This window comes from Pseudonocardia yuanmonensis (genome assembly GCF_039542425.1).
Classification (GTDB): domain Bacteria; phylum Actinomycetota; class Actinomycetes; order Mycobacteriales; family Pseudonocardiaceae; genus Pseudonocardia; species Pseudonocardia yuanmonensis.
The window spans coordinates 43,008-64,777 of the sequence record NZ_BAABIC010000023.1 but is presented as its reverse complement, the minus strand read 5'-3'; the positions used below and the strand labels follow the sequence as shown (position 1 = coordinate 64,777).

The following is a 21,770-nucleotide window of genomic DNA, read 5'->3' as shown; positions in this document are numbered from 1 at the left end:
GGTGAATTACGCCAGGTGACCCAACGGCCCCGGCGTGTCCTGGGCCGTCCGAGGTCAGGGGAGGGCGTAGTGCAGAACGCCCTCCTGCTCCGTCCGAGTGAGGGCGCCCCGTTCGACGAGCACCTCGAGATGGTGCTGGGTCTCCAGGATCGCGAGCATGGCGTTCCACCGGTCGAGGTCGGCGAGCGCGTGGTTCCGCCGCGTCCACGGCAGCGCCTGCGCGACCAGGTACGGCGTGTGCCGGCCCTCCCGCACGGCGGCCAGCGAGGCGTCGAGCCGGGCGCCGTGGTGCGCCAGCAGCTCGTCGACCCGCTCGTGCACCCGTCGCCCGACCGCACCGTGCGCCGGCAGCAGCGCCGCGTCGGGCCGTTCCCGGATCAGCTGCAGCGAGGTCAGGAAGGCCGACAGCGGGCTCGCGGTCGGCACCGGCTCCAGGCCGATCGACGGGGTGATCCGGGGCAGGACGTGGTCACCGGCGAAGAGGAGGTCGTTCGCGTCGTCGGCGAACACCACGTGCCCGCGCGTGTGCCCGGGCGTCTCGATCACCTCGAGGGTGCGCGACTCGCCGACGACGACCGTGCTGCGGTCCTCGAGGTAGCCGTCCGGCAGGAGCCAGCCGCTCATGTCGCGCACGTGGTCGCGGCCGGCCCGTTCGAAGGCGGCGGCGAGCTTCGGCGCGCCGGCCCGGCGCAGCCGCGGGACGGAGTTGTCCGTCTCGGTGTGGCCGGGGTCGACGACGCGCTCCAGGTTGACCCGCTCGCCCGCCCCGATCAGCACCTCGGCGCCGAACTCGCGGCGGACGGTGACCGCCTGCGTGTAGTGGTCGCGGTGGGAGTGCGTGACGAGGAACCGGCGCACCTCGCGCAGGTCCGAGCCCAGCGCGCGCATGGCCTTCTCGAGCAGGGCGCGGGACTCCTCGAGCGCCCAGCCGGAGTCGACCAGCGTCCAGCCGGGGTCGCCCCCGCGCTCGTCGGCGACGGCGTAGACGTTGACCGCGCGCAGGCCGTCGTTGGGGAGCGGGAGGGGGATCCGGTAGACGCCCTCCGCCACGCGGAACACGCCGGACTCGGTCCAGTCGCCGCCGGAGAGGCTCGGGTCGTCGTCGGTGACGGTCGGAGCTACCACCCGCCGAATACTAGTCGAACGATCGTTCATTTCTAGCGGACGAAGGTGTCGGGTTCCGCACCCTCTGCACCGTCGACGCCGCCGCCGGTCATCCGGCCGTGCCCGTAGAACTCGTCGAAGGTGCCGAGGATCAGGTCGAGCGGCAGGTCGGTGAACACGCCCCGGTGGTGCACGTACTCCATGTAGCGGCTGCCGTCGCCGGAGAACTCGTGCATGAGGGCGTCCGTGCGGCCGTCGAACGGGATGGGCGAGACCCCGAAGCGGGCGCACAGCTCCGCGTTGAACGCCGGGGTGGCCTTCACCCAGCGGCCGTCGACGTGCAGGTCCGTGTAGCCGTGGAAGACGAAGACGTCCGAGCCCATCCGCTCGCGCAGCCGCGGGGTCGTGAGGTGGTTGCGGACGTCGGCGAAGCCCAGCCGGGCCGGGATCCCGCGGGCCCGCGCGGCCGCCGCGAGCAGGACCGCCTTCGGCACGCACCAGTTGCTCGGGGCCTCGGCCACCGCACTCGCCCGGTGGTCGGCGGGATCGGTGGACAGGTGGTGCGGGTCGTACCAGATCCCGTCCCGGACGGCCTCGAACAGCCGCGAGGCCACCTCGACGGGATCGGTGGCCGCGCCGGCGGCACGGGTGGCGAAGGCGCGGACCTCCGGCGAGTCGGAGTCGACGAAGCCGCCGGGGGCGAGGTGCTCCGGCAGGACGGGGTCGGCGGCGTCGTTCGCGGCGTCGGCGGCGGTGCTCACCCGTCGCAGCGTAGGCGCTCGCCCGGTCCTCGCCCTTCGTGACGAGCCACGGCGCGCACCCTGCGTCGATCATCGGTGACGATCCGTTGCGGAACGCACCGTTTCCACTCGTTCGGGACACTCGGAACCACCCGGACGGTGACGCTGGGTCGTCTAGGGTTCCGCACGGGAACACCACAGGTGAGCGCGCCGGGCCCGGACGAGGGCGCGGCGCCGACGGCACGGAGGGCGCACGGCATGGCAACAGGGGATCGGGACCACCCGGACGTGATCGGCGCTCCGTTCCTCACCGTGGCCGAGGTGGCGGAGCGTATGCGCGTGTCCAAGATGACCGTGTACCGCCTCGTGCACAGCGGCGAGCTCCCGGCGGTGCGCTTCGGCCGCTCCTTCCGGGTGCAGACGAGCGCGGTGGAGGAGCTCATCGCGGCCGCCCGGTACGAGGCGGGGTGAGCGCGCCTCGGCGACTCAGCGCTCGCGGCCCCGCGGCCTGAGCGGGGTCGGGGGCAGCTCGGGCGCGGCGAGGGGCAGGCCCTCGTACCCGGTGACGGCGCCGAAGCGGTGGTCGGCGCCCCCGGCGATCTCCGCCTGCCACTGGGCCCGCGCCTCGGCGACCTCCTCGCCGCTGCGCCCCACGAAGTTCCACCACATGACCAGCTGGTCCGCGAAGGGCACGCCCCCGAGCAGCAGGAACCGGCTCTCCGGCTCGGCGCGCAGCGGGACTTCCCGCCGGCCGGTGCCGAGGTAGAGCAGGGTGCCGGGGGCCAGGATGCGGCCGTCGACCTCCGGGGCACCGGACACCGTGAGGACCGCGTGCTCGAAGTCCGGCTCCAGCGGCAGCGCGCCGGCCGCGCCGGGCGCCAACCGGACGTCGACCCCCAGGAGCGGGCTGTGCACCCGGCCCGGGGAGGCCGCCTCGCCCAGCCGGCCCAGCAGGACGGTGGCGCTCAGACCGTGCGCGGTGACCTGCGGCAGGTCGGTGTGGTGCTCGAAGCGGGGCCCGATCGCACGCTCCTCCCCCGGCAGGGCGATCCACAGCTGCGCGCCGTGCAGCAGCGGCGAGTGCGGGTCCGGGGACTGCTCGGAGTGCGCGATGCCGCGGCCCGCGGTCATCAGGCCGAGCTCACCGGGGCGGACCAGCGCGTCGCTCCCCAGCGAGTCGCGGTGGTGCACCTCCCCGTCGAGCAGCCAGCTCACCGTCTGCAGCCCGATGTGCGGGTGCGGGGCGACCTGCATGCCCGGCTCGGCCGCGATCTCGTCCGGCCCGTAGTGGTCGACGAAGCACCACGCCCCGACCATCCGCCGGCCCAGGCTCGGCAGCAGCCGACGGACCTGTGTGCTCTCCCCCAGCTGCACCCGGCGCGGCTCGATCAGCTCGCTCACCGGGCCACCGGTCGCCCACGACTCGCACACCGTGACCCGCGGCTCCGCCGTCATGTTGCTCATGCGACCACCCCCCGACCCCGACGATACGGGCACCCGCCGACACGTTCTCGTCACACCGGCCTGACAGACTGCCCGCGATGCGACGCGACGTGACCGCCCGGCTGCAGCTGACCGTCTCCGAGCCCGCGCTGATGGCGCTGCAGATCGCCGTCGCCGGAGGGGCGAGCTCGGAACGGCTCACCCTCACCCTCGACGACACCGTGCTCGACCCGCCACGCGAGCTCGACGCCGGGCACGGCGGGCGTACGCACGTGCTCGAGTGCGCGCCGGGCGAGCTGGTGGTGGAGTACGTCGCCGCCGTCGAGGGGCGGCAGGAGTTCCCGGCCGCGCCCCTGGCCGAGGAGATGGACCGGCTGGTGGCGCTGCGGCCCAGCCGGTACTGCCCGTCGGACCGGCTGCTGGCCACCGCGAGCCGCGAGTTCGGGTCGGTCGAGGGGGCGGAGGCGCGGATCGCGGCCGTGACCGGATGGGTGCGGAACCGGCTCTCCTACGTCGGCGGGTCGAGCAAGCCGACGGACGACGCCGTCGACACCCTCCTCCTCGGCGAGGGCGTCTGCCGGGACTACGCGCACCTCGTCGTCACCCTGCTGCGGGCGCTCGACGTACCCGCGCGGCTCGTCGCCGTCTACGCGCCGGGGCTCTTCCCGATGGACTTCCACGCGGTGGTCGAGGCGTGGACGGGGTCGCGGTGGGTCGTGGTCGACGCGACCGGGCTCGCCCCACGGGCCTCGATGCTGCGCATCCACACGGGACGCGACGCCGCCGACACAGCCTTCCTCACCACCCACCACGGCGTGGTCGAGCTGACGTCGATGCAGGTCATGGCCGTGGTCGACGAGCTGCCCAAGGAGGATCCCGACGCGGTGGTGCAGTTGGGGTGACGGGGGCCGTCGCGGCCGCTGATCGCGTGCGCTGACGGCCGCTCGCCCCGCCCTGGGTGCACGGGACCGGCGAACACCGGGCCGCCGGGTCGAGCGTCCCCGCGGGATCGGCCCTCAGAACCCGTGCGTCGTGATCGCCGGCGGTCCGCCGGCGCGCAGCGACTCGAACACCGCCCGCTCGTGCGGGACGACGGGATCGGGCAGGGCGTCGAGCGGGAACCAGCCCAGGTCGGCGGCCTTGGCGGTCTCCAGCAGCCGCGGCGTGCCCGTCCAGCGGCGGCAGGTGAAGAAGAAGTCGACGCGCTCGTCGATCGGGTCGCCGGTGGCCTCCGTGCGGTGCATCGCGGTCACCGGCTGCAGGTCCCCCGGTGTGATCTCGACCCCCAGCTCCTCCCGTGCCTCCCGCACCGCCGCCGCGAGCACGGACTCGCCCTTCTCGACATGGCCGGCCGCCGCCGTGGCCCAGAAGCCGTCGCGGAACCCGGTGTTCTGCCGCAGCTGCAGCAGGATCTCGTCCGGATCGCGGCGCAGGACGACGTAGGCGGCGGGCACGAGCTGGTAGCGCGGGGTCACCGATCCACCGTAGGTCCCGCGCACCCGTCACGGGATCCGGTCACTGCACGTCAGGGCAACACGGCGGTAACGACCCGCGCCTAGCGTCACGCTCGACGCGAGCGCGGGAGGTGACACCCATGGCCGGTTCGGCCCGCCCACGCATCCGCTCGGCCGGCGGCCGGCTCGGCGCGGTCCCGCCGCGGGACGCCGACCTGCGCTTCCGCACCGTCCACGGCTACCGGCGGGCCTTCCGCGTCGCCGGCTCGGGGCCGGCGGTCGTGCTCATCCACGGCATCGGCGACAACTCCACGACCTGGGAGTCGGTCATCCCGGCGCTCGCGCGCCGCCACCTCGTCATCGCGCCCGACCTGCTCGGCCACGGCCGCTCGGACAAGCCGCGCGCGGACTACTCGGTCGCCGCCTACGCCAACGGCGTCCGCGACCTGCTCGGCGTGCTCGGGATCCGCCGCGCGACCCTCGTCGGGCACTCGCTCGGCGGCGGCGTCGCCATGCAGTTCGCCTACCAGTTCCCCGACCGCACCGAGCGCCTGGTGCTGGTCGGCAGCGGCGGCGCGGGCCCCGAGGTCAACCCGGTGCTGCGGGCCATGACGCTGCCCGGTGCGACGGCGGCCTTGCACGCGCTGCGGCTGCCGGCCATGCGCTGGCAGGTGGGCGCGGTCGTCGAGGCCCTGCGGGTGCTGGGCACGGGCCTGGGCCGGGACGCGCCCGACATGCTCCGGGTGGTCGACGCCCTGCCCGACGCGACCTCCCGCGCGGCCTTCATCCGCACCCTGCGTGCCGTCGTCGACTGGCGCGGGCAGGTCGTCACGATGCTCGACCGCTGCTACCTCACCCGCGGCATGCCGACGCTGCTGATCTGGGGCGCGCACGACGCGATCGTGCCGGTCGAGCACGGGCACCGCGCCCACGAGGCCATGCCCGGCAGCCGGCTGGAGATCTTCCCCGACGCCGGGCACTTCCCCTTCCACACCGACCCGCAGCGTTTCGTCGGGCTGCTCGAGGAGTTCCTCGGCGGCACCGAACCCGCCCGCTGGAGCCCGGAGCAGTGGCGTCAGCTCCTGCGCGCCACGCCGGACACGGTCGCCTCGGTCGAGCCCTCCGCCCAACGCTCCGCGACCTGACCCGCGGCACGGCCCCGCTCCGGGACGCGGGGCGGGGCCGTCCGTCAGGTCCGGCTCAGCTGCAGCCGCTGGTGGAGCCGCAGCCCTCGCAGAGGTAGCAGGAGCCCGCGGGGCGCATCTTGGTACCGCAGGTGAGGCAGAGCGGTGCGTCGGCCGCCTTGCCCAGCCGCAGCTCCAGCAGCTCGGTGGAGCTGCCGACCTCGACCGGCGCCGGATCCACACCGGCCGGCTCGATCGGGGCCGGGTTGACGTCCACGCTGGACCGCACCGCGTCGAGGTCCACATCGGCCGGGCCGTAGTCCTGCTCCACCTGGGACGCCCGCTCCGCCGCCGAGAAGATGCCCAGCTGGGCGCGCTTCTCGTAGGGCAGGTAGTCGAGTGCCAGGCGACGGAACAGGTAGTCCAGCACCGAGGTGGCGATGCGGACGTCCGGGTCGTCCGTCATGCCCGCCGGCTCGAAGCGCAGGTTGGAGAACTTCGAGACGTAGAACTCCAGCGGGATGCCGTACTGCAGACCGACCGAGATCGACATGGAGAAGGCGTCCATGACGCCCGCCAGGGTCGAGCCCTGCTTGCCGAGCTTGACGAAGATCTCGCCCAGCCCGTCGTCCGGGTAGCTGCCGGCCGTCAGGTAGCCCTCGGCGCCCGCGACCGTGAAGGACACGGTCTGGCTCGGGCGCTTCTTCGGCAGCCGCTTGCGGACCGGCCGCTGCTCGACGACGACCTGCGGCTCCGCCTCGGCCTTGTCGGCCTGCGAGGACGACGTGGCCTTCTTGCCCGCCGACAGCGGCTGGCCGACCTTGCAGTTGTCGCGGTAGATCGCGAGCGCCTTGAGGCCGAGCCGCCAGCCCTCGAGGTAGATCTTCTCGACGTCGTCGACCGTCGCGGCCTCCGGCATGTTGACCGTCTTGGAGATCGCGCCGGAGAGGAACGGCTGGACCGCCGCCATCATCCGCACGTGCCCCATCGGCGCGATGGAGCGCTCGCCCATGGCGCAGTCGAACACCTCGTAGTGCTCCGGGCGCAGGCCCGGCGCGTCGACGACGTGCCCGTGCTCGGCGACGTACTCGACGATCGCCTCGGCCTGCTCGGCCTGGTAGCCGAGCTGGTCGAGTGCGCGGCGCACGGTCTGGTTGACGATCTGCATGGAGCCGCCGCCGACCAGCTTCTTGAACTTGACCAGCGCCAGGTCCGGCTCGATGCCGGTCGTGTCGCAGTCCATCATCAGGCCGATGGTGCCGGTGGGCGCCAGCACGGAGGCCTGGGCGTTGCGCCAGCCGTTCTTCTCGCCGGTGGCCAGCGCCTCCTTCCACGTGATCGTGGCCAGCTTCTGGATCGCGGTGCTGGCGGGGAAGGTGCGGTAGCCGTCGTTCGCCGCGGCGTGCTTGCGCATGACGCGCTGGTGCGACTCGGCGTTGCGGGCGTAGCCCTCGTACGGGCCGACGACGCCGGCGAGCTCGGCGGAGCGCTTGTAGGCCGCGCCGGTCATCAGCGAGGTGATCGAGGCGGCGAGCGACCGGCCGCCCTCGGAGTCGTACGCGTGGCCGGTGGCCATGAGCAGCGCGCCGAGGTTGGCATAGCCGATGCCCAGCTGCCGGAACTTGCGCGTGGTGTCGGCGATCGGCTCCGTCGGGAAGTCCGCGAAGCAGATCGAGATGTCCATCGCGGTGATGATCAGCTCGACGGCGCGGGCGAAGCGCGGGCCGTCGAACCGGCCGTCCTCGCCCAGGAACTTGAGCAGGTTCAGCGAGGCCAGGTTGCAGCTGGAGTTGTCCAGGTGCATGTACTCCGAGCACGGGTTCGACGCGCTGATCCGGCCCGACTCCGGGCAGGTGTGCCAGTCGTTGATCGTGTCGTCGTACTGCAGGCCCGGGTCGGCGCACTCCCAGGCGGCCTGGGCGATGCCGCGGAACAGCGTCCGGGCGTCCGTGCGCTCGATGATCTCGCCGGTGGTTCGGGAGCGGAGCCCGAAGTCGGTGCCGACCTCGACCGCCTGCATGAACTCGTCCGTGACGCGGACCGAGTTGTTGGCGTTCTGGTACTGCACCGACGTGATGTCCGAGCCGCCCAGGTCCATGTCGAAGCCCGCGTCCCGCAGGACGCGGATCTTGGCCTCCTCCTTGGCCTTGGTCTGGACGAACTCCTCGATGTCCGGGTGGTCGACGTCCAGCACGACCATCTTCGCGGCCCGGCGGGTGGCGCCGCCGGACTTGATGGTGCCGGCGGACGCGTCGGCACCGCGCATGAAGGAGACGGGGCCGGAGGCGGTGCCGCCGGAGGACAGCAGCTCCTTGGAGGAGCGGATGCGGGAGAGGTTGAGGCCGGCACCGGAGCCGCCCTTGAAGATCAGGCCCTCCTCCCGGTACCAGTTCAGGATCGACTCCATGGTGTCGTCGACCGAGAGGATGAAGCAGGCGCTGACCTGCTGCGGCGAGGCGGTGCCGACGTTGAACCACACCGGCGAGTTGAAGCTGAACACCTGGTGCAGCAGCATCCAGGTGAGCTCCTGGGCGAAGATCTCGGCGTCGGAGTCCGTCGCGAAGTACCCGTGCTCGACGCCCGCGCGGTGGTAGGACCCGACGACCCGGTCGATCAGCGTGCGCAGGCTGGACTCGCGCTGCGGGGAGCCGACGGCGCCGCGGAAGTACTTGCTGGTCACGATGTTGGTGGCGTTGATCGACCAGAAGTCGGGGAACTCGACGCCCCGCTGCTCGAAGTTCACGCTGCCGTCGCGCCAGTTCGTCATGACGACGTCCCGACGCTCCCAGGTGACCTCGTCGTACGGGTGCACCCCCGGAGTGGTGTGGAGCCGCTCGACGGTCAGACCGCGCCTGACGCCCTGCTTGCCGGGCTTACCGGCCCGGCCACGACCCGTTCCCCCCGCAGAGCCCCCCGTGCCCTTGGCACCGGCGCTCGCGGCGCTTCCGGCGGACTCCGCCCCGACGGTCTCCGTCATGCTCTCCCTCATTCGCATCCGACCATGTGCTGCACCCTCCGCCGGCTGGGGCGACGGACGGTGTCCTGCGTGCGAGATCGGGGTCGGCTCGACTTCCGTAGTCCGGGTCGGCCCCACTGGTCCCCGCGGACCCCCTACCCGGTCGGCCCCGCACCCCGCCCGGCCCGATCCCGCCGGTCGGCTGCTTCCCCGGCAGCCGCCCTCCGCAGATCGGCGATCTCCTTCTCGAAGTCCTCGATGGACGAGAAGGAGCGGTACACGCTCGCGAAGCGCAGGTACGCCACCTCGTCGAGCTCCTTCAGCGGACCGAGGATCGCCAGCCCCACCTCGTGGCTGGGGATCTCCGCGGTCCCGCCCGCCCGGACGGCCTCCTCGACGCGGTGCGCGAGCTTCTGCAACGCGTCCTCGTCGACCGGCCGGCCCTGGCAGGCCCGGCGCACGCCGCTCACGACCTTCTCGCGGCTGAACGGCTCCGTGACACCACTGCGCTTCAGCACCGCGAGCACGGGCTCCTCGACGGTGGTGAAGCGCTTCCCACAGCCCTGGCAGGAGCGGCGGCGACGGGTCGCCGCGCCCTCGTCGACCTCGCGGGAGTCGATCACCTTGCAGTCCGTGTGACGGCAGAACGGGCACCGCATGCGGACCTCCCCCGACTCGACGCGCCCGACGGTCCGACCTGGGTCGAACCCAATCTGTGGGCGAACGACACGGATGTAACCACAACATCTAGGGGTCGCGCCATCTCCGTGCAGCGGGTCGTGCGGACTTCCCCCGATCGGGAGGGAACCTCTCACGCCGGGCGCGGCCGCCCCGTCCCCGGGTGCCCCGGTGGCCGGGCCGCGACACCCCGTGACGCTCCGCAGGTCACGCCCGCCTCCGACGAACCCGCGGACGGACACCGAAGGGGCCGCCACGGGGACGGACGCCGCCGGGACCGTTCGCCCTATCGGCGACACGCGGGTGAACTGCGGGGAACGCGCCCGACCGCATTCGCGGCGTGTCGTGATCATCGGCGTGTCGGGATACCTCGACACGCACCGTGCCGGGCCAGTTGCCCCCACCACTCACACGGTCGCTCACGAGCCCCACCCGTTCCGCGTGCCCGGTCGGCGCCTCTTCCACTTCGGACGCCTCTGCGCCCCGACCCTTCGAGGGGCCACTCGCCGATCCGCCGGACGGCCACGGTGACCGCGGCCCCCTACCCGCGCGGTGATCCGTCGCTCCGCCCACCCCGGGCGACCCGGCGATCCGCCCGCTCCGGGCGGCGCTCATCGCGCGGCGAGGTCGGCGAGCAGTCCGAGCACGACCACGACCGTGGCCGAGGCGAGCGCGACGGCCACGACCGCCAACGCGCGGTCGACCACGCCGGTGCGCGCCTCGCCGGCCAGCCGCCGGGCCCCACCCGTGCGCTCGTAGCGCGAGAGCCGGGAGAGGGGCGAGAGCCGGGGGCGCCGGGGCGCCACGCAGCGCGAGTCCGCGAGGGCCGGGCGGGGTCGGGTGACAGGCCGGCACCCGGGCACCACGGCGGGACCGTCGGTCGGGCGAACCAGCCGCGCCCGGACCCCCGACGGCGGCACCTCCGGCGCCCGGGATCCCGACACCCGGGATCCCGACACCAGAGACCCCGACGCCCGGGACCCCGAAGCCCGGGCTCCCGGAGCCCGGGCTCCCGACGCGTAGGCGCCGAGGACCCGCTCCGGTGCCGCGCCGGAGCGGCCACGGACGCCGTGCGGAGGCACACCGGAGCCACGGGCCGGGACGTGCCCGTGACCCGCTGGGCCTGCCTGCCGCGGCCGGTGAGCGCCCGGCCGCGCCTCGGCCCGCCGCTCGACCTGGCCGACCGCGCCACGGCGCGCGTGCGCACCTCCACCAGGCGCTCCCGCCGCGCCGGCCCGGGCGCCACCCGGCACCTCGGCCAGCGCTGCACTCCTGGAGTCCATGACGACCTCCCCCAACCGCGCCGACCCCACCCGAGCCGGATGCCCGGGCCACCGGTCGAACGCGTGTGCGATTCCTATCAACCACCACCGACAAAAACCGGTGCCCGCCGTGACCGGGGTCACGACGAGCCGCTCCCTCACGCGGGGACGCGCAGGACCAGCCCCGCGGGCAGCGGCGCCGCGTCCACCGGCAGGTCGTTCTCCGCCGCGATCCGCTCCACGACCGCCACGGTGCCCGCTGCCCGGGCGGTGTCGGGCGGGACCACCCGCCGGGCGACGTCCCACACCGACTCCCCCGGCTCGACCACCGCCTGCGCGGTGCCCGCCGGCACGGCCGCGCGGGCGTGGGCGTCCCCTGCCACCCCGGCCAGGAGCCCCAGTACGACCACGACCGCCGCGGAGGCGAGCGCGATCGCCACCACCGCCACCGCGCGCCGCAGGCGGTATCGCGCCGCGGGCACGGCCCGGGGCAGCACGCGCACGGCGGGGCGTCCGACGTCTGCGCCCCGTCGCACCCCTGGGCCGACCACCGCGGCGCCCGGACCCGAGCGCACCGGCCGGGCCCGCGCCCCCACGGCAGGCGGGGCGGACCGCGGCGTCGGCGCGGCGAGCGGGCCGGCCGTCGGGGCGGTCATCGGGGCGGTCATCGAAGCGGCCCGCCGGGCCCGGCGGGAGGTCCGGGCGGGGCGGACCGGGCGCGGGCCACGGTCGAATCCCGCCTCACCCCGCCCGTCCACGGGCGTCCCTGCGCGGGCGCGGCGGGCCTCGAGCGCGACCGCTCGCTCCCGCGCACCGGCCGGAGGTGCCTGCCCGCCCTCGACCACGCCCTCGCCCTCGACCACGCCCACGCCCTCGCCGAGTGCCCGCGACACGCCGCGGCCGCCGCCGATCCGCGCGCCGCTCAGGGCACCGCCCCGCCGCCCGTCCGCCACGCCCTCCGCGATCCCCGCGCCGTTCACGGCGACCCCCTCCAGCCAGTCCGCGCCGCTCAGCAGCCGGATCTCGCACACATGTTCGAATCGAACGCCTGTGCGAATTTCTACCACCGCCGCGACGGGACGTCACGGGTCCGCGCCGACACGATCGGCGTGTCGTTCGAACATGTGTTTGGCGATCGGCCGGATCCGGGCTACCGTCCGAAGCCGACGGACCACCCGGGGCGCCCGGGCGGGCCGTCCGGGCCCGCGACCGACACCGGCACGCACCCGCGTCCGGCACCCGGGAGTACGGCCCGCAGGAGCGGGCACGCGACCGGCGTCCCGGACACCTGCACCGGAAGTGCGCGGGACCGGGCGGGCGGAACGGGCCCGGGGACGGCGCGGCACGGAGCACGGGCCGGCACGACCGGCTCGACGGAGCACGAGACAGGCACACGAGGAGGCGGCAGGCAGATGGCACGGGACGAGTCCGGCGGCGCCGGCGAGGCCGGCCGGGAGCCCGGACAGGTGCGCGCCTTCCCGGATCCGCCGGCGGACCCGGTGGGCCTCACCCCCCGGCAGCGCAAGGTGCTCGAGGTGATCCGGGACTGGGTGGAGCGCTTCGGCTACCCGCCGAGCGTCCGGGAGATCGGGGACGCGGTGGGGTTGACCTCCACCTCGTCGGTGCACCACCAGCTGCGCACGTTGGAGCGCAAGGGCTACCTGCGGCGCGACCCCAACCGGACCCGCGCGGTCGACGTGCGCAGCCCGGAGGAGGAGTCGGACGGCGCCGAGGCCGCCGAGGTCCGGGCCGAGCGGCCGGCCCCGGCGTTCGTGCCGCTGCTCGGCAACATCGCCGCCGGTGGCCCGATCCTGGCCGAGCAGGCGGTGGAGAGCGTGTTCCCGCTGCCGCGCGAGATCGTCGGCGAGGGCACCCTCTTCCTGCTCAACGTCAAGGGCGACTCGATGATCGAGGCCGCCATCACGGACGGGGACTGGGTCGTGGTGCGCCAGCAGCCCGTCGCCGAGCAGGGCGAGATCGTCGCCGCCATGATCGACGGCGAAGCCACGGTCAAGACCTTCAGACGCGCGGACGGGCAGGTCTGGCTGATGCCCGCCAACCCGGCCTACGAGCCGATCGACGGCAACGAGGCGACCATCCTCGGCCGCGTCGTCGCCGTCCTGCGGCGGCTCTGAGGGCCCGGACGCCCCCTGCTCACCGCTCCGGGGGCGGCACCACGACCACGGGGTAGCGGGCGGTGCGGACCAGCACGCCCGCGACCCCGCCGAGCAGCAGCCGCTTCATGAGCGGGTAGCCGCGCGAGCCGACGACCAGGACGTCCGTGCGCTCGGGCAGGTCGGCCAGGGTCTCGGCGACCGAGCGCCCGAGGACGACGTCGTAGAGCGCGTCGATCTCCACGGGTGCCTGGGCCAGCCCCTTCTGCGCGGTCTCGGTCGCGGCGGGCACCTCGTCCTCGGCCCCCGCGACCACCACGAACCGCAACGCCGCACCGGTGCGGCCGGCCAGGTGCACGGCCAGGACCGCGGCGCGGTCGGCCTCCGGGGTGCCGTCGTAGGCCACCGTGACGACCGTGATCCCCTTCGCGGCGGTGTGCCGGTAACCCCGGGGCGCGATCGCGACCGGGCAGCGCGCGGACGGCAGCAGCCGCTGGACGGTGCCGCCGGGGGCGAGCCGGCCGAGCAGTCCCCCGCCCGTCGACCCGACGACCAGCACCGCCGCCCCGATCTCCTCGGCGTGGTCGGCGAGGACCACTGCCGCGGGCCCGGGCCCCAGCGGGGCGAACTCGGGTTCGCCGGGCCCGGACGAGCCGCCGATCAGCTCCCGCGCCCGGGTGAACCGCCGGCGCGCGACCTCCTCGATCTTCTCCCGCCACCGCGGGTCGCGGGCCATCGCCGAGTAGCCCAGCCCGTCCGTCGGGTACACGGTCGCGACGACGTTCGTCAGCCCGGTCAACCGGGCCAGCTGCGCGCCGAGGACCAGGGCGTCGTGGCCGCCCGGCGTGTCCTCGTACGCGGTCACGATCGGCACCGCGGCCCCCCCTCCTCCCGGCGTGATCAGCCTAGGCGGACCGGGGCCGTCCGAACGCGGGCCGTGAGCAGCCTTAACGGGCTCGTCACACGCGGGACCGGCGCCGCCCGTGCATCGCCATCGCGCCTGCGAGGAGCCCCAGCACGACGACGGCGACCCCGCCCCCGATCACGGCGGGCAGCCAGTCCGGCGCGGGCTCCGGCGGTGTCGCCGCGGGCGGCGGTGCGGCCGTGGGTTCCGCGGGTGCGGCGGCGAGGGCCGCCTCGACGGCACGGGGCACGGCACGGAGCGCGCCGCGGTCCACACCTCGGGTCTCGGAGCCGGAGAGCAGGGTGCCGTCGGCGAGGAACGCGAGCGCCTCGCCCTGGGGCTCGTCCGCGAGCGGGACCTGCAGCGGCATGCCCTGCAGTGCCGCGACGAGATCCCCGGAGGGCGGCACGCGGTAGAGCCAGGCGTCCGTGTACGTCCGGAGGGCGACGACCTCGTGGCCCGCGCTCGTCGCCCCGCCGGTCACGGTGAAGGCGCCGAGGCTGCCGATCGGGCCGCCCCGGGTCTCCGAGCGCGGGAAGCCCGCCGAGCCGGCACGCACGAGCGGCGTCGGACCGGGTTCGGCCAGCGGCCCCGCCGGCCGGTAGACCCCGGCGGTGCCGGAGACCTCCTTGGTCACGACGACGGGCACGCCGTCGGCGCCGATCAGGAGGGCCTCGGCGTCGTGCGGGCCGTCGGGATAGGTCAGCCGGTGCAGCCGCGAAGCGCCGTCGGGCGGGAGCACGAGCAGCGCCACGGTGTCCCGGACCCGGTCGTTGTCGCCCGTGTCGGCGACCCAGAACGCGCCGTCGGGCGCGATGGCGAGGTCTTCGGCGTCGTACGGGTCCAGCGGCGCGGTCCGGGTGCCGACCACCGCGCACGTGTCGAGGTCGAGCCGGTGCAGCGCGACCCGCCTGCCGCCGTCGCTCATCGCCCACACCCCGCCGTCGGGGGCGACGGCGAGGCCGGAGAGCTCGACGAGCCGACGGTCGGTGACCGTGCAGCGCTCCTCGGGCGCGGGGGGCACGAGGGCGGCGGGCGCCGCGCTCACCGGGGCGGCGAGCAGCAGCGTCAGCAGGAGGACGGCCCCGAGCGCGAGCCCGACGCCGCCGGTGCGCTCAGCCGCGCGCAGCGACGCGCGCCCCGGCACCGGCGCGCACGGACCCGTTCCCGGACCCCTTCGCAGTCCCGCTCGCGGTCCGGTCAACCGATCCGTTCCCGGACCCGCCGGCCGAGCCGTTCGTCGAGTCGTTCGCTGCGCCGTTCGCACCGCGCGAGCCTGCCCCGTCCCTCTCGGCGGGGGCCGACCCGGTCCCCCCGACGGCGAACGGCACGGCCGCGACGGCGAGCTCGGGCCCGACCCGGACGTGCAGCCGCGTGCCCTCCGGGGTGTGCTCGGAGGCGAGCACCTCCCCGTCCGAGTGCAGCCGCGCGACCAGCCCGCCCTCGGTGTAGGGCACGAGCAGCTCGAGGTCGACCTCGGGCCGCGGCAGCTTCTCGGCGACGCAGGCCTTGAGCCGCGCCACCCCGTCGCCCCGGCGGGCCGAGACGAACACGGCGTCGGGCAGCAGGTGCCGCAGCCGGGCGAGCGCGAGGTCGCCGGCCGCGTCCGTCTTGTTCACGACGAGGAGCTCCTCGGGCATGGCCCCGCCCTGCTCCTCGCCGATCTCGACCAGCACCTTGCGCACCGCGGCGATCTGGTCCTCGGGCAGCGCGTCGGATGCGTCGACCACGTGGAGCAGCAGGTCGGCCTGGCCGGCCTCCTCCAACGTGGAGCGGAACGCCTCGACGAGCTGGTGCGGCAGGTGCCGCACGAAGCCGACCGTGTCGGTGAGCGTGTAGACCCGGCCGTCCGGCGTCTCCGCGCGGCGGGTCGTGGGGTCCAGGGTGGCGAACAGCGCGTCCTCGACGAGGACGCCCGCGTCCGTCAGCGCATTGAGCAGCGAGGACTTGCCGGCGTTGGTGTAGCCGACGATCGCGACGCTGGGCACGTCGTTGCGGCGGCGGGAGCCGCGCTGGGTGTCGCGCACGCGGCTCATCGCGGCGATCTCGCGCCGCAGCTTCGACATGCGGTGGCGGATGCGCCGGCGATCCAGCTCGATCTTCGTCTCACCGGGGCCGCGGCCACCGATGCCGACACCGCCGGCGGCCCGGCCACCGACCTGCCGGGACAGCGCCTCACCCCAGCCGCGCAGCCGCGGCAGCAGGTAGGACAGCTGGGCCAGCTCGACCTGGGCCTTGCCGTCCCGCGAGCGGGCGTGCTGGGCGAAGATGTCGAGGATCAGGGCGGTCCGGTCGATCACCTTGACCTTGAGCCTGTCCTCCAGCTGGCGCAGCTGGCCGGGCGAGAGCTCGCCGTCGCAGATCACGGTGTCGGCGCCGGCGGCCTGCACGGCGTGGGACAGCTCGTCGACCTTGCCGGAGCCGATGAAGGTGGCCGGGTCGGGCTTGCTCCGCCGCTGCACCAGGCCGTCCATGACCTGGGAGCCGGCGGTCTCGGCGAGCCGGGCCAGCTCGAGGAGCGAGGCGTTGGCCTGCTCGGAGGTGCCCTCGGTCCAGACCCCGACGAGCACCACCCGCTCGAGCCGCAGCCGCCGGTACTCGACCTCGGTGACGTCCGTGAGCTCGGTCGACAGACCCGCGACCCGCCGGAGCGAGGACCGCTCCTCCAGCTCCAACTCACCCCTCGAGGGGTCGAGAGCATCGTCGGCAGGCGTGTAGCGCAGGGGGGATTCAGTCATCGTGAGGTCGATTGTCCCACGTTTCGGGCCGCCGTGTCGGCCGGTTTCACCCGCGCGTCATCCCGCGGACTCCCACCACGATCGATCCAGTTCACCGTGCGCGACCAGGACCGCGGGCCCGTGCAGGACCGTCGACGCCCCGTCGTCGCGGACCGTGACCTCGAGCCGCCCGCCGGGGGTGTCGACGGGCAGCCGGCCCTCGGCGCGCCCGGCCGCCCGCAGCGCGGCCACGACGGCGGCGACCGTGCCGGTGCCGCAGGACCGCGTCTCCCCCACGCCGCGCTCGTGCACCCGCATGGCGACCGGCTCGTCGCCGCGGGCGGGAGCGACGAACTCGACGTTCGCCCCGTGCGGGAACAGTGCCTCGTCCCGGCCCGGCGGGACGGTCAGGTCCAGCGCCGCGAGGTCCGTGTCGGTGACGCACGCGAGGTGCGGGTTCCCCACGTCCACCGCCACGCCCGGGAACTCCCGGCCACCGACCGTCGCCACGCTCTCGGGCCCGACGAGCGCCCGGCCCATCTCGACCGACACCCCGTCCCCCTCGAGCGTGACCCGCTTGACGCCCGCGCGGGTGCCCAGCGGCAGCTCCCCGCTGCGGAACCAGCCCGCGTGCTGCAGGTACCGGGCGAAGACGCGCACGCCGTTGCCGCACATCTCGGCGACCGAGCCGTCCGCGTTCCGGTAGTCCATGAACCACTCGGGGCCCTCGACCCCGAGCGCGGCCGACCGGACCACGCGCAGCACCCCGTCCGCCCCGAGCCCCCGCCGCCGGTCGCACAGCGCGGCGACCCGCTCCGGCGTGAGGTCGAGGGCGCCGTCGGGGTCGGGCAGCACGACGAAGTCGTTCTGCGTGCCGTGGCCCTTCGAGAAGGGGATGCCGTCGCTCACAGCTCGCCCTCGCCGACGCTCGGCCGACGGCTCGCGTCGCTGATGTGTGGATGGTTCGCTCGCCGGCGCTCGCTCACGTGACCAGCCTACGAGCCGCCGCCGACAGTTCCGGGTCGGCGCCGTCGAACCAGTGGATGCGGGGGTCGCGGCGGAACCAGGAGCGCTGCCGGCGGACGAACCGGCGGGTGGCCCGCACGGTCTCCGCCGCGGCCGTCGCGAGGCCGTACTCGCCGTCGAGGGCCGCGATCACCTGTTGGTAGCCCAGTGCCCGGGACGCCGTCCGCCCCTCCCGCAGACCCTTCGCGAGCAGCCCCCGGGTCTCCTCGACCAGCCCCTGCTCCATCATCAGGTCGACGCGCCGGGCGATCCGCTCGTCGAGCTCGGCGGTGTCCCGGTCGACGCCGAGCAGTACGGCGTCGTAGCGCGCCGTCCGCTGCCCGGGGAGCGTTGCGCGGAAGGGGCGCCCCGTCAGCTCGATGACCTCCAGCGCCCGGACGATGCGCCGGCCGTTGCTGGGTAGGACGCTCTCCGCCGCCGCGGGGTCGACCGCGGCCAGCCTGCGGTGCAGCGCCGGGGCCCCGACGGCGGCCAGCTCGGCCTCCCAGCGCCCGCGGACGGCGGGATCGGTGCCGGGGAACTCCAGCTCGTCGACCACGGCCTGGACGTACAGCCCCGAGCCGCCGACCAGCACCGGCGTGCGCCCGGCGGCGAGCAGCGCCTCGATCGTCGCGCGCGCCTCCCGCTGGTAGACGGCGACGGACGCGGTCTCCGTGACGTCGAGGACGTCGAGCTGGTGGTGCGGGATCCCCCGGCGCTCGGCGACCGGCAGCTTCGCCGTGCCGATGTCGAGGCCGCGGTAGAGCTGCATGGCGTCGGCGTTGACGACCTCGCCGCCCAGCGCCTCGGCGAGGTCGAGGCCCAGGTCGGACTTGCCCGTCGCGGTCGGCCCGACGACGGCGACGAGCCTGGTCACGCCGGTGTCCACACGGCCACGTGGTACGCCACGCCGTAAGGGACGGCCGAGTACAGCAGCTCGCCGCGCCAGTCCCGGCCCTCCGCGGCCCCGGCGAGGACCTGCCACGGCGCGCGGCCGGCGGCCCACAGCTCGGCGGCCAGGTCCGGGTCGAGCGCGGCCAGGGGGGCCGGGTCGCCGTGCTCGAGGGCCTTCGCGACGCCGGCGTCGAACGGCGCGGCCCGCTCGTCGAGATGGCCGGGGGCCTTGTCGGTGTGGGTGGCGGCGCCGTCGCCCACGATCAGGAGCCCCACCGGTCCGGGCGCGGCCTCGGCCTCCGCGGCCAGCTCGCGACCGAGCTGCAGGCAGTCGGCGGTGGGCGCGTCGTCGGCGACGAGCTCGCCCCGGATGCGCGGCTCCGCGTCGGTCTCGCCGGCGGCCCACCCGGCGACCAGGAGCGGTAGCGGGAGATCGGGGTCGGTTTCACCGGCGCCGGGCCCGAGCGCGACCCGAATGTCCCTGCCGAAGCCGGCGAACGTGCCGGCGGTCGCGGGCGGGACGGTCCGGCGGCCGGCGGCATCGGCGCCCACCGCGATCCAGTCCGGGGCCGCCCCGGCGAGCCGGGCCGCGGCCGACCGCACCGCCGCGCGCAGCTCCGCCGTCTCGGCCGCCGCTCCCGCGGCCAGTTCCGGGACGAGCAGCGGAGGGTGCGGGAGCACGACGACCAGCGACAGCACGCGACCGACAGTAGTGCGGCGCGGCCGACCGCACCGGCGGGCGGTGGGTACTGCGCGGACCGGCCGTCGTCACCCTCCGTCGCAGATCGCAGCCGGAGAGTCGCGACGACGGCGACTCGGCGCGCTCAGGCGTCCGCCCGCGGTCTCGTCCGGGTCGCTGCGGTTCCGTGCGCCCGCCCGACCTGTTTGAATTCCGCCGACCGGTGGTCGCGCGTCGCGACGGGCCGGTTCGTGCACGGCCCCGCCGTCCGGCGGCGGGGCGCCCGTCCCCGCGGCGGGCCCGAACGAGGGAGGACGACGGTGTCGGACGAGCACACGGACGAGACGCAGCGGGAGGACCTGCCCGGCACCGCCGCGAGCACGCCCGCACCGCACGACCCGGAGGCGTCCGAGTCGGGAGGCGAGCACGCCGCGGCCGACGAGTCGACACCGAGCGAGCCGGCGCCACGGGTTCCGGACGTCGCGGCCCCGCAGGCCGTCACCGAGGAGCCCGCCGCGCAGCCACCTGCGGGACGGCCCACCGCTGAACCCGTCACCGTGCACTCGGCTGTCGCGCAGGCTGCGGGCGAGCAGCACGCAGCGCCGCGGCCCTCGGCCGAGCAGCACGCCGCGCCGCGGCCCTCGGCCGAGCAGCACGCCGTCCCGCAGCCCTCCGCCGAGCAGCACCCCGCTCCGCAGCCCTCCGGCGACCGGCCGAGCGCCCCGCAGCCATCCGGTGAGCAGCACGCCGCGCCGCCTGCGGCCGAGAAGCCTGCGGCGCCGAAGCCCGCTCCCCCGAAACCCGGCCCGCCCAAGCCCGGCCCCCCGCCCGGCGCCCGGCCCGGTCCGCGACCGGGTCCGCCCCCGGGAGCCCGCCCGGCCCCTCCGGCCCAGCCGGCCCCGGTGGCCCGGCCCGTGGCCCCACCCGTCGAGCCCTCGCCCGTCGCGACGGCGTCGGAGAACCCGTCCCGCTGGGGGCGGGTGGACCCGGAGGGCGCCGTCTACGTGCGGACCGCCGAGGGTGAGCGCCGGGTCGGCTCCTGGCAGGCCGGCGCCCCGGACGAGGGCCTCGCCCACTTCGCCCGCCGGTTCGACGACCTGCTCGCCGAGGCCGAGCTGCTGGTCGCCCGGCTCGCCGCCGGCGGCGGGGACCCGAAGCACGCGTTGACCAGCGCGAAGGCCCTGCGCGACGGACTCGACGAGGCCGCCGTCGTCGGGGACCTGGACGGGCTGCGCAAGCGGCTCGACGAGCTCGTCGGGATGGCCGAGGACGCCGTCGCCACCGCCCGCAGCGCCCGGGACGAGCAGCGCCACGCGGCGATCGCCCGCAAGGAGGCGCTGGTCGCGGAGGCCGAGCAGATGGCCGCCGAGTCCACCCAGTGGAAGCAGGCGGGCGACCGCTACAAGGCGATCCTCGACGAGTGGCGCGCGATCAAGGGCATCGACCGCAAGACGGACGAGGCCCTGTGGAAGCGCTTCTCCCGCGCCCGTGAGGCCTTCAACCGGCGCCGCGGCTCGCACTTCGCCGACCTCGACCGCCAGCGCGCGGGGGCCAAGGCGCGCAAGGAGGAGCTGGTCGCCGAGGCCGAGGCCCTCGCCGAGTCGGACGACTGGGGGCCCACCGCCGCCCGCTACCGCGACCTCATGGCGGAGTGGAAGGCGGCCGGCCGCGCGCAGAAGGACGCCGACGACGCCCTCTGGCACCGCTTCCGGAGCGCCCAGGACGCCTTCTTCGCGCGCCGCTCGGCCGTGTTCGCCGAGCGCGACTCCGAGTTCGCGGCCAACGCCCAGGCCAAGCGCGCGCTGCTCGACGAGGCCGAGAAGATCGACACCTCCGATCCCGACGCCGCCCGGATCGCCCTGCGCGGCATCCAGGAGCGCTGGGAGGAGATCGGCAAGGTCCCGCGCGAGGACATGCGACCGTTGGAGCAGCGGCTGCGCGCCGTCGAGGAGGCCGTGCGCGAGGCCGCCGACCGGCAGTGGCGGCGCACCGACCCCGAGGCCGAGGCCCGCGTCGCCCAGTTCCGCGACCGCGTCGCCCAGTTCGAGGCGCAGGCCGAGAAGGCCCGCGCCTCCGGCGACAACCGTCGCGCCCAGCAGGCGGAGCAGCAGGCCGCGCAGTGGCGGGAGTGGCTGGAGACCGCGGAGCAGTCCGTCCAGGACCGCTGAGCCGGCAGCGCGACGGCCGACGATCCACGGCCGGGCAGCGGAACGATCGGATATCGACCGTTCCGCTGCCCGGACGCGGATCATGGCTTCACAGGTGCGAACGAGGCAGCGGAAGCGCGCCGGGACCGGGGGTCGGAACCGCACTCTCGCGCCGTGCCCCCGACATCCCTCACCCGCCTGCTGGCGAGCCAGGGCGGCCTGATCACGCTGCAGCAGGCCGCCGCTCTCGGCATCTCCGGGCAGGCCGTGCGACGCCGGGTGGCCGGCGGTGCGTGGCAGAAGCTGGCGCCGCGCGTCTACCTGGCCCACGGCTCGGCGGACGACCCGGTGGTCCGGCTGCGTGTGGCCGCGCTCTGAACGCTGCCCGACGGGGCGGTGTCCGGGCCCGCGGCGGCGTGGTGGCTGGGCATGCTGGACCGTCCGCCCGTCGGCGTGCGGGTGACCGTGCCGCGCCGGCGAGCGCCCATGCCGCCGCCGGGCATCCGCGTACGGCGGCGGGACCTCGCTGCCGAGGATCTGACCCGCCGT

20 protein-coding genes are annotated in these 21,770 nt (G+C 75.3%); 6 read left to right on the top strand and 14 right to left on the bottom strand.

What is annotated here, in order from left to right; translation table 11 throughout:
- Positions 1–54: 54 nt before the first annotated feature.
- Both ABD990_RS27275 and ABD990_RS27270 read right to left on the bottom strand, forming a co-directional pair.
- Positions 55–1,125, bottom strand: a complete 1,071-nt coding sequence (locus ABD990_RS27275) for an MBL fold metallo-hydrolase (RefSeq protein WP_345383615.1) — start codon at positions 1,123–1,125, stop codon at positions 55–57.
- Between the two features lie 32 nt (positions 1,126–1,157).
- Positions 1,158–1,865: a transglutaminase domain-containing protein gene (locus ABD990_RS27270; RefSeq protein ID WP_345383614.1), complete on the bottom strand. Its 708-nt coding sequence runs from the start codon at positions 1,863–1,865 to the stop codon at positions 1,158–1,160.
- A gap of 237 nt (positions 1,866–2,102) precedes the next feature.
- Between ABD990_RS27270 and ABD990_RS27265 the strand changes: the two genes are divergently transcribed.
- Entirely contained in the window at positions 2,103–2,315 is a 213-nt protein-coding gene (locus ABD990_RS27265; protein WP_345383613.1) for a helix-turn-helix domain-containing protein, read from the top strand.
- 15 nt (positions 2,316–2,330) lie between these two features.
- On the opposite strand, the gene ABD990_RS27260 is transcribed toward ABD990_RS27265, so the two are convergent.
- Positions 2,331–3,308: a pirin family protein gene (locus tag ABD990_RS27260; protein WP_345383612.1), complete on the bottom strand. Its 978-nt coding sequence runs from the start codon at positions 3,306–3,308 to the stop codon at positions 2,331–2,333.
- 77 nt (positions 3,309–3,385) lie between these two features.
- Here ABD990_RS27260 and ABD990_RS27255 point away from each other — a divergent pair, with 77 nt between their 5' ends.
- A complete protein-coding gene (locus ABD990_RS27255) occupies positions 3,386–4,189 on the top strand; it encodes a transglutaminase-like domain-containing protein (RefSeq protein WP_345383611.1) in 804 nt (267 codons plus the stop codon).
- Positions 4,190–4,303: 114 nt separating this feature from the next.
- Here the strand turns inward: ABD990_RS27255 and ABD990_RS27250 are convergent, their stop codons facing one another.
- Positions 4,304–4,762: an NUDIX hydrolase gene (locus ABD990_RS27250; RefSeq protein WP_345383610.1), complete on the bottom strand. Its 459-nt coding sequence runs from the start codon at positions 4,760–4,762 to the stop codon at positions 4,304–4,306.
- A gap of 119 nt (positions 4,763–4,881) precedes the next feature.
- Here ABD990_RS27250 and ABD990_RS27245 point away from each other — a divergent pair, with 119 nt between their 5' ends.
- Positions 4,882–5,886 (top strand): alpha/beta fold hydrolase, encoded by a 1,005-nt coding sequence (locus ABD990_RS27245; RefSeq protein WP_345383609.1) that lies wholly within the window; start codon positions 4,882–4,884, stop codon positions 5,884–5,886.
- A 55-nt stretch (positions 5,887–5,941) separates the two neighbouring features.
- On the opposite strand, the gene ABD990_RS27240 is transcribed toward ABD990_RS27245, so the two are convergent.
- The 4 genes from ABD990_RS27240 to ABD990_RS27225 form a co-directional block, all read right to left on the bottom strand.
- Positions 5,942–8,842, bottom strand: a complete 2,901-nt coding sequence (locus tag ABD990_RS27240) for a vitamin B12-dependent ribonucleotide reductase (protein ID WP_345383608.1) — start codon at positions 8,840–8,842, stop codon at positions 5,942–5,944.
- Positions 8,843–8,976: 134 nt separating this feature from the next.
- The gene (gene nrdR, locus ABD990_RS27235) at positions 8,977–9,480 is read right to left on the bottom strand and encodes a transcriptional regulator NrdR (protein ID WP_345383607.1); all 504 of its coding nucleotides are present in this window, start codon (positions 9,478–9,480) and stop codon (positions 8,977–8,979) included.
- Positions 9,481–10,110: 630 nt separating this feature from the next.
- Complete coding sequence (locus ABD990_RS27230; protein WP_345383606.1) at positions 10,111–10,305, bottom strand: hypothetical protein; 195 nt, start codon at positions 10,303–10,305, stop codon at positions 10,111–10,113.
- Positions 10,306–10,919: 614 nt separating this feature from the next.
- On the bottom strand, positions 10,920–11,792 hold the full coding sequence (locus tag ABD990_RS27225; RefSeq protein ID WP_345383605.1) for a hypothetical protein: 873 nt from the start codon (positions 11,790–11,792) through the stop codon (positions 10,920–10,922).
- 381 nt (positions 11,793–12,173) lie between these two features.
- On the opposite strand from ABD990_RS27225, the gene lexA reads away from it, so the two are divergent.
- Positions 12,174–12,896 (top strand): transcriptional repressor LexA, encoded by a 723-nt coding sequence (gene lexA / locus ABD990_RS27220; protein WP_345383604.1) that lies wholly within the window; start codon positions 12,174–12,176, stop codon positions 12,894–12,896.
- A gap of 19 nt (positions 12,897–12,915) precedes the next feature.
- Here the strand turns inward: lexA and ABD990_RS27215 are convergent, their stop codons facing one another.
- The 6 genes from ABD990_RS27215 to ABD990_RS27190 all read right to left on the bottom strand — a co-directional run bounded on the left by ABD990_RS27215 (position 12,916) and on the right by ABD990_RS27190 (position 19,094).
- Entirely contained in the window at positions 12,916–13,740 is an 825-nt protein-coding gene (locus tag ABD990_RS27215; protein WP_345383603.1) for a universal stress protein, read from the bottom strand.
- Between the two features lie 94 nt (positions 13,741–13,834).
- Positions 13,835–14,926, bottom strand: a complete 1,092-nt coding sequence (locus tag ABD990_RS27210) for an SMP-30/gluconolactonase/LRE family protein (protein ID WP_345383602.1) — start codon at positions 14,924–14,926, stop codon at positions 13,835–13,837.
- A complete protein-coding gene (hflX, locus tag ABD990_RS27205; RefSeq protein WP_345383601.1) occupies positions 14,895–16,517 on the bottom strand; it encodes a GTPase HflX in 1,623 nt (540 codons plus the stop codon). The genes ABD990_RS27210 and hflX overlap by 32 nt, the downstream gene beginning before the upstream one ends.
- A gap of 57 nt (positions 16,518–16,574) precedes the next feature.
- Complete coding sequence (dapF, locus tag ABD990_RS27200) at positions 16,575–17,405, bottom strand: diaminopimelate epimerase (RefSeq protein WP_345383600.1); 831 nt, start codon at positions 17,403–17,405, stop codon at positions 16,575–16,577.
- 73 nt (positions 17,406–17,478) lie between these two features.
- Positions 17,479–18,378 carry a tRNA (adenosine(37)-N6)-dimethylallyltransferase MiaA gene (miaA, locus tag ABD990_RS27195; protein ID WP_345383599.1) on the bottom strand — a complete coding sequence of 300 codons (900 nt, stop codon included), beginning with the start codon at positions 18,376–18,378 and terminating at the stop codon, positions 17,479–17,481.
- Positions 18,375–19,094 (bottom strand): class III extradiol ring-cleavage dioxygenase family protein, encoded by a 720-nt coding sequence (locus tag ABD990_RS27190; RefSeq protein WP_345383598.1) that lies wholly within the window; start codon positions 19,092–19,094, stop codon positions 18,375–18,377. The genes miaA and ABD990_RS27190 overlap by 4 nt, the downstream gene beginning before the upstream one ends.
- An 882-nt stretch (positions 19,095–19,976) precedes the next feature.
- On the opposite strand from ABD990_RS27190, the gene ABD990_RS27185 reads away from it, so the two are divergent.
- Both ABD990_RS27185 and ABD990_RS27180 read left to right on the top strand, forming a co-directional pair.
- Positions 19,977–21,242: a DUF349 domain-containing protein gene (locus ABD990_RS27185; protein WP_345383661.1), complete on the top strand. Its 1,266-nt coding sequence runs from the start codon at positions 19,977–19,979 to the stop codon at positions 21,240–21,242.
- Between the two features lie 153 nt (positions 21,243–21,395).
- The gene (locus tag ABD990_RS27180) at positions 21,396–21,599 is read left to right on the top strand and encodes a type IV toxin-antitoxin system AbiEi family antitoxin domain-containing protein (protein ID WP_345383597.1); all 204 of its coding nucleotides are present in this window, start codon (positions 21,396–21,398) and stop codon (positions 21,597–21,599) included.
- Positions 21,600–21,770 lie beyond the last annotated feature (171 nt).

Excerpts from the sequence above, each read along its gene's own strand:
- ABD990_RS27265 (WP_345383613.1), top strand. The coding sequence starts at position 2,103 with ATGGCAACAGGGGATCGGGACCACCCGGACGTGATCGGCGCTCCGTTC.
- ABD990_RS27260 (WP_345383612.1), bottom strand. The coding sequence starts at position 3,308 with ATGAGCAACATGACGGCGGAGCCGCGGGTCACGGTGTGCGAGTCGTGG.
- ABD990_RS27255 (WP_345383611.1), top strand. The coding sequence starts at position 3,386 with ATGCGACGCGACGTGACCGCCCGGCTGCAGCTGACCGTCTCCGAGCCC.
- ABD990_RS27245 (WP_345383609.1), top strand. The coding sequence starts at position 4,882 with ATGGCCGGTTCGGCCCGCCCACGCATCCGCTCGGCCGGCGGCCGGCTC.
- ABD990_RS27240 (WP_345383608.1), bottom strand. The coding sequence starts at position 8,842 with ATGACGGAGACCGTCGGGGCGGAGTCCGCCGGAAGCGCCGCGAGCGCC.
- nrdR (WP_345383607.1), bottom strand. The coding sequence starts at position 9,480 with ATGCGGTGCCCGTTCTGCCGTCACACGGACTGCAAGGTGATCGACTCC.
- lexA (WP_345383604.1), top strand. The coding sequence starts at position 12,174 with ATGGCACGGGACGAGTCCGGCGGCGCCGGCGAGGCCGGCCGGGAGCCC.
- hflX (WP_345383601.1), bottom strand. The coding sequence starts at position 16,517 with ATGACTGAATCCCCCCTGCGCTACACGCCTGCCGACGATGCTCTCGAC.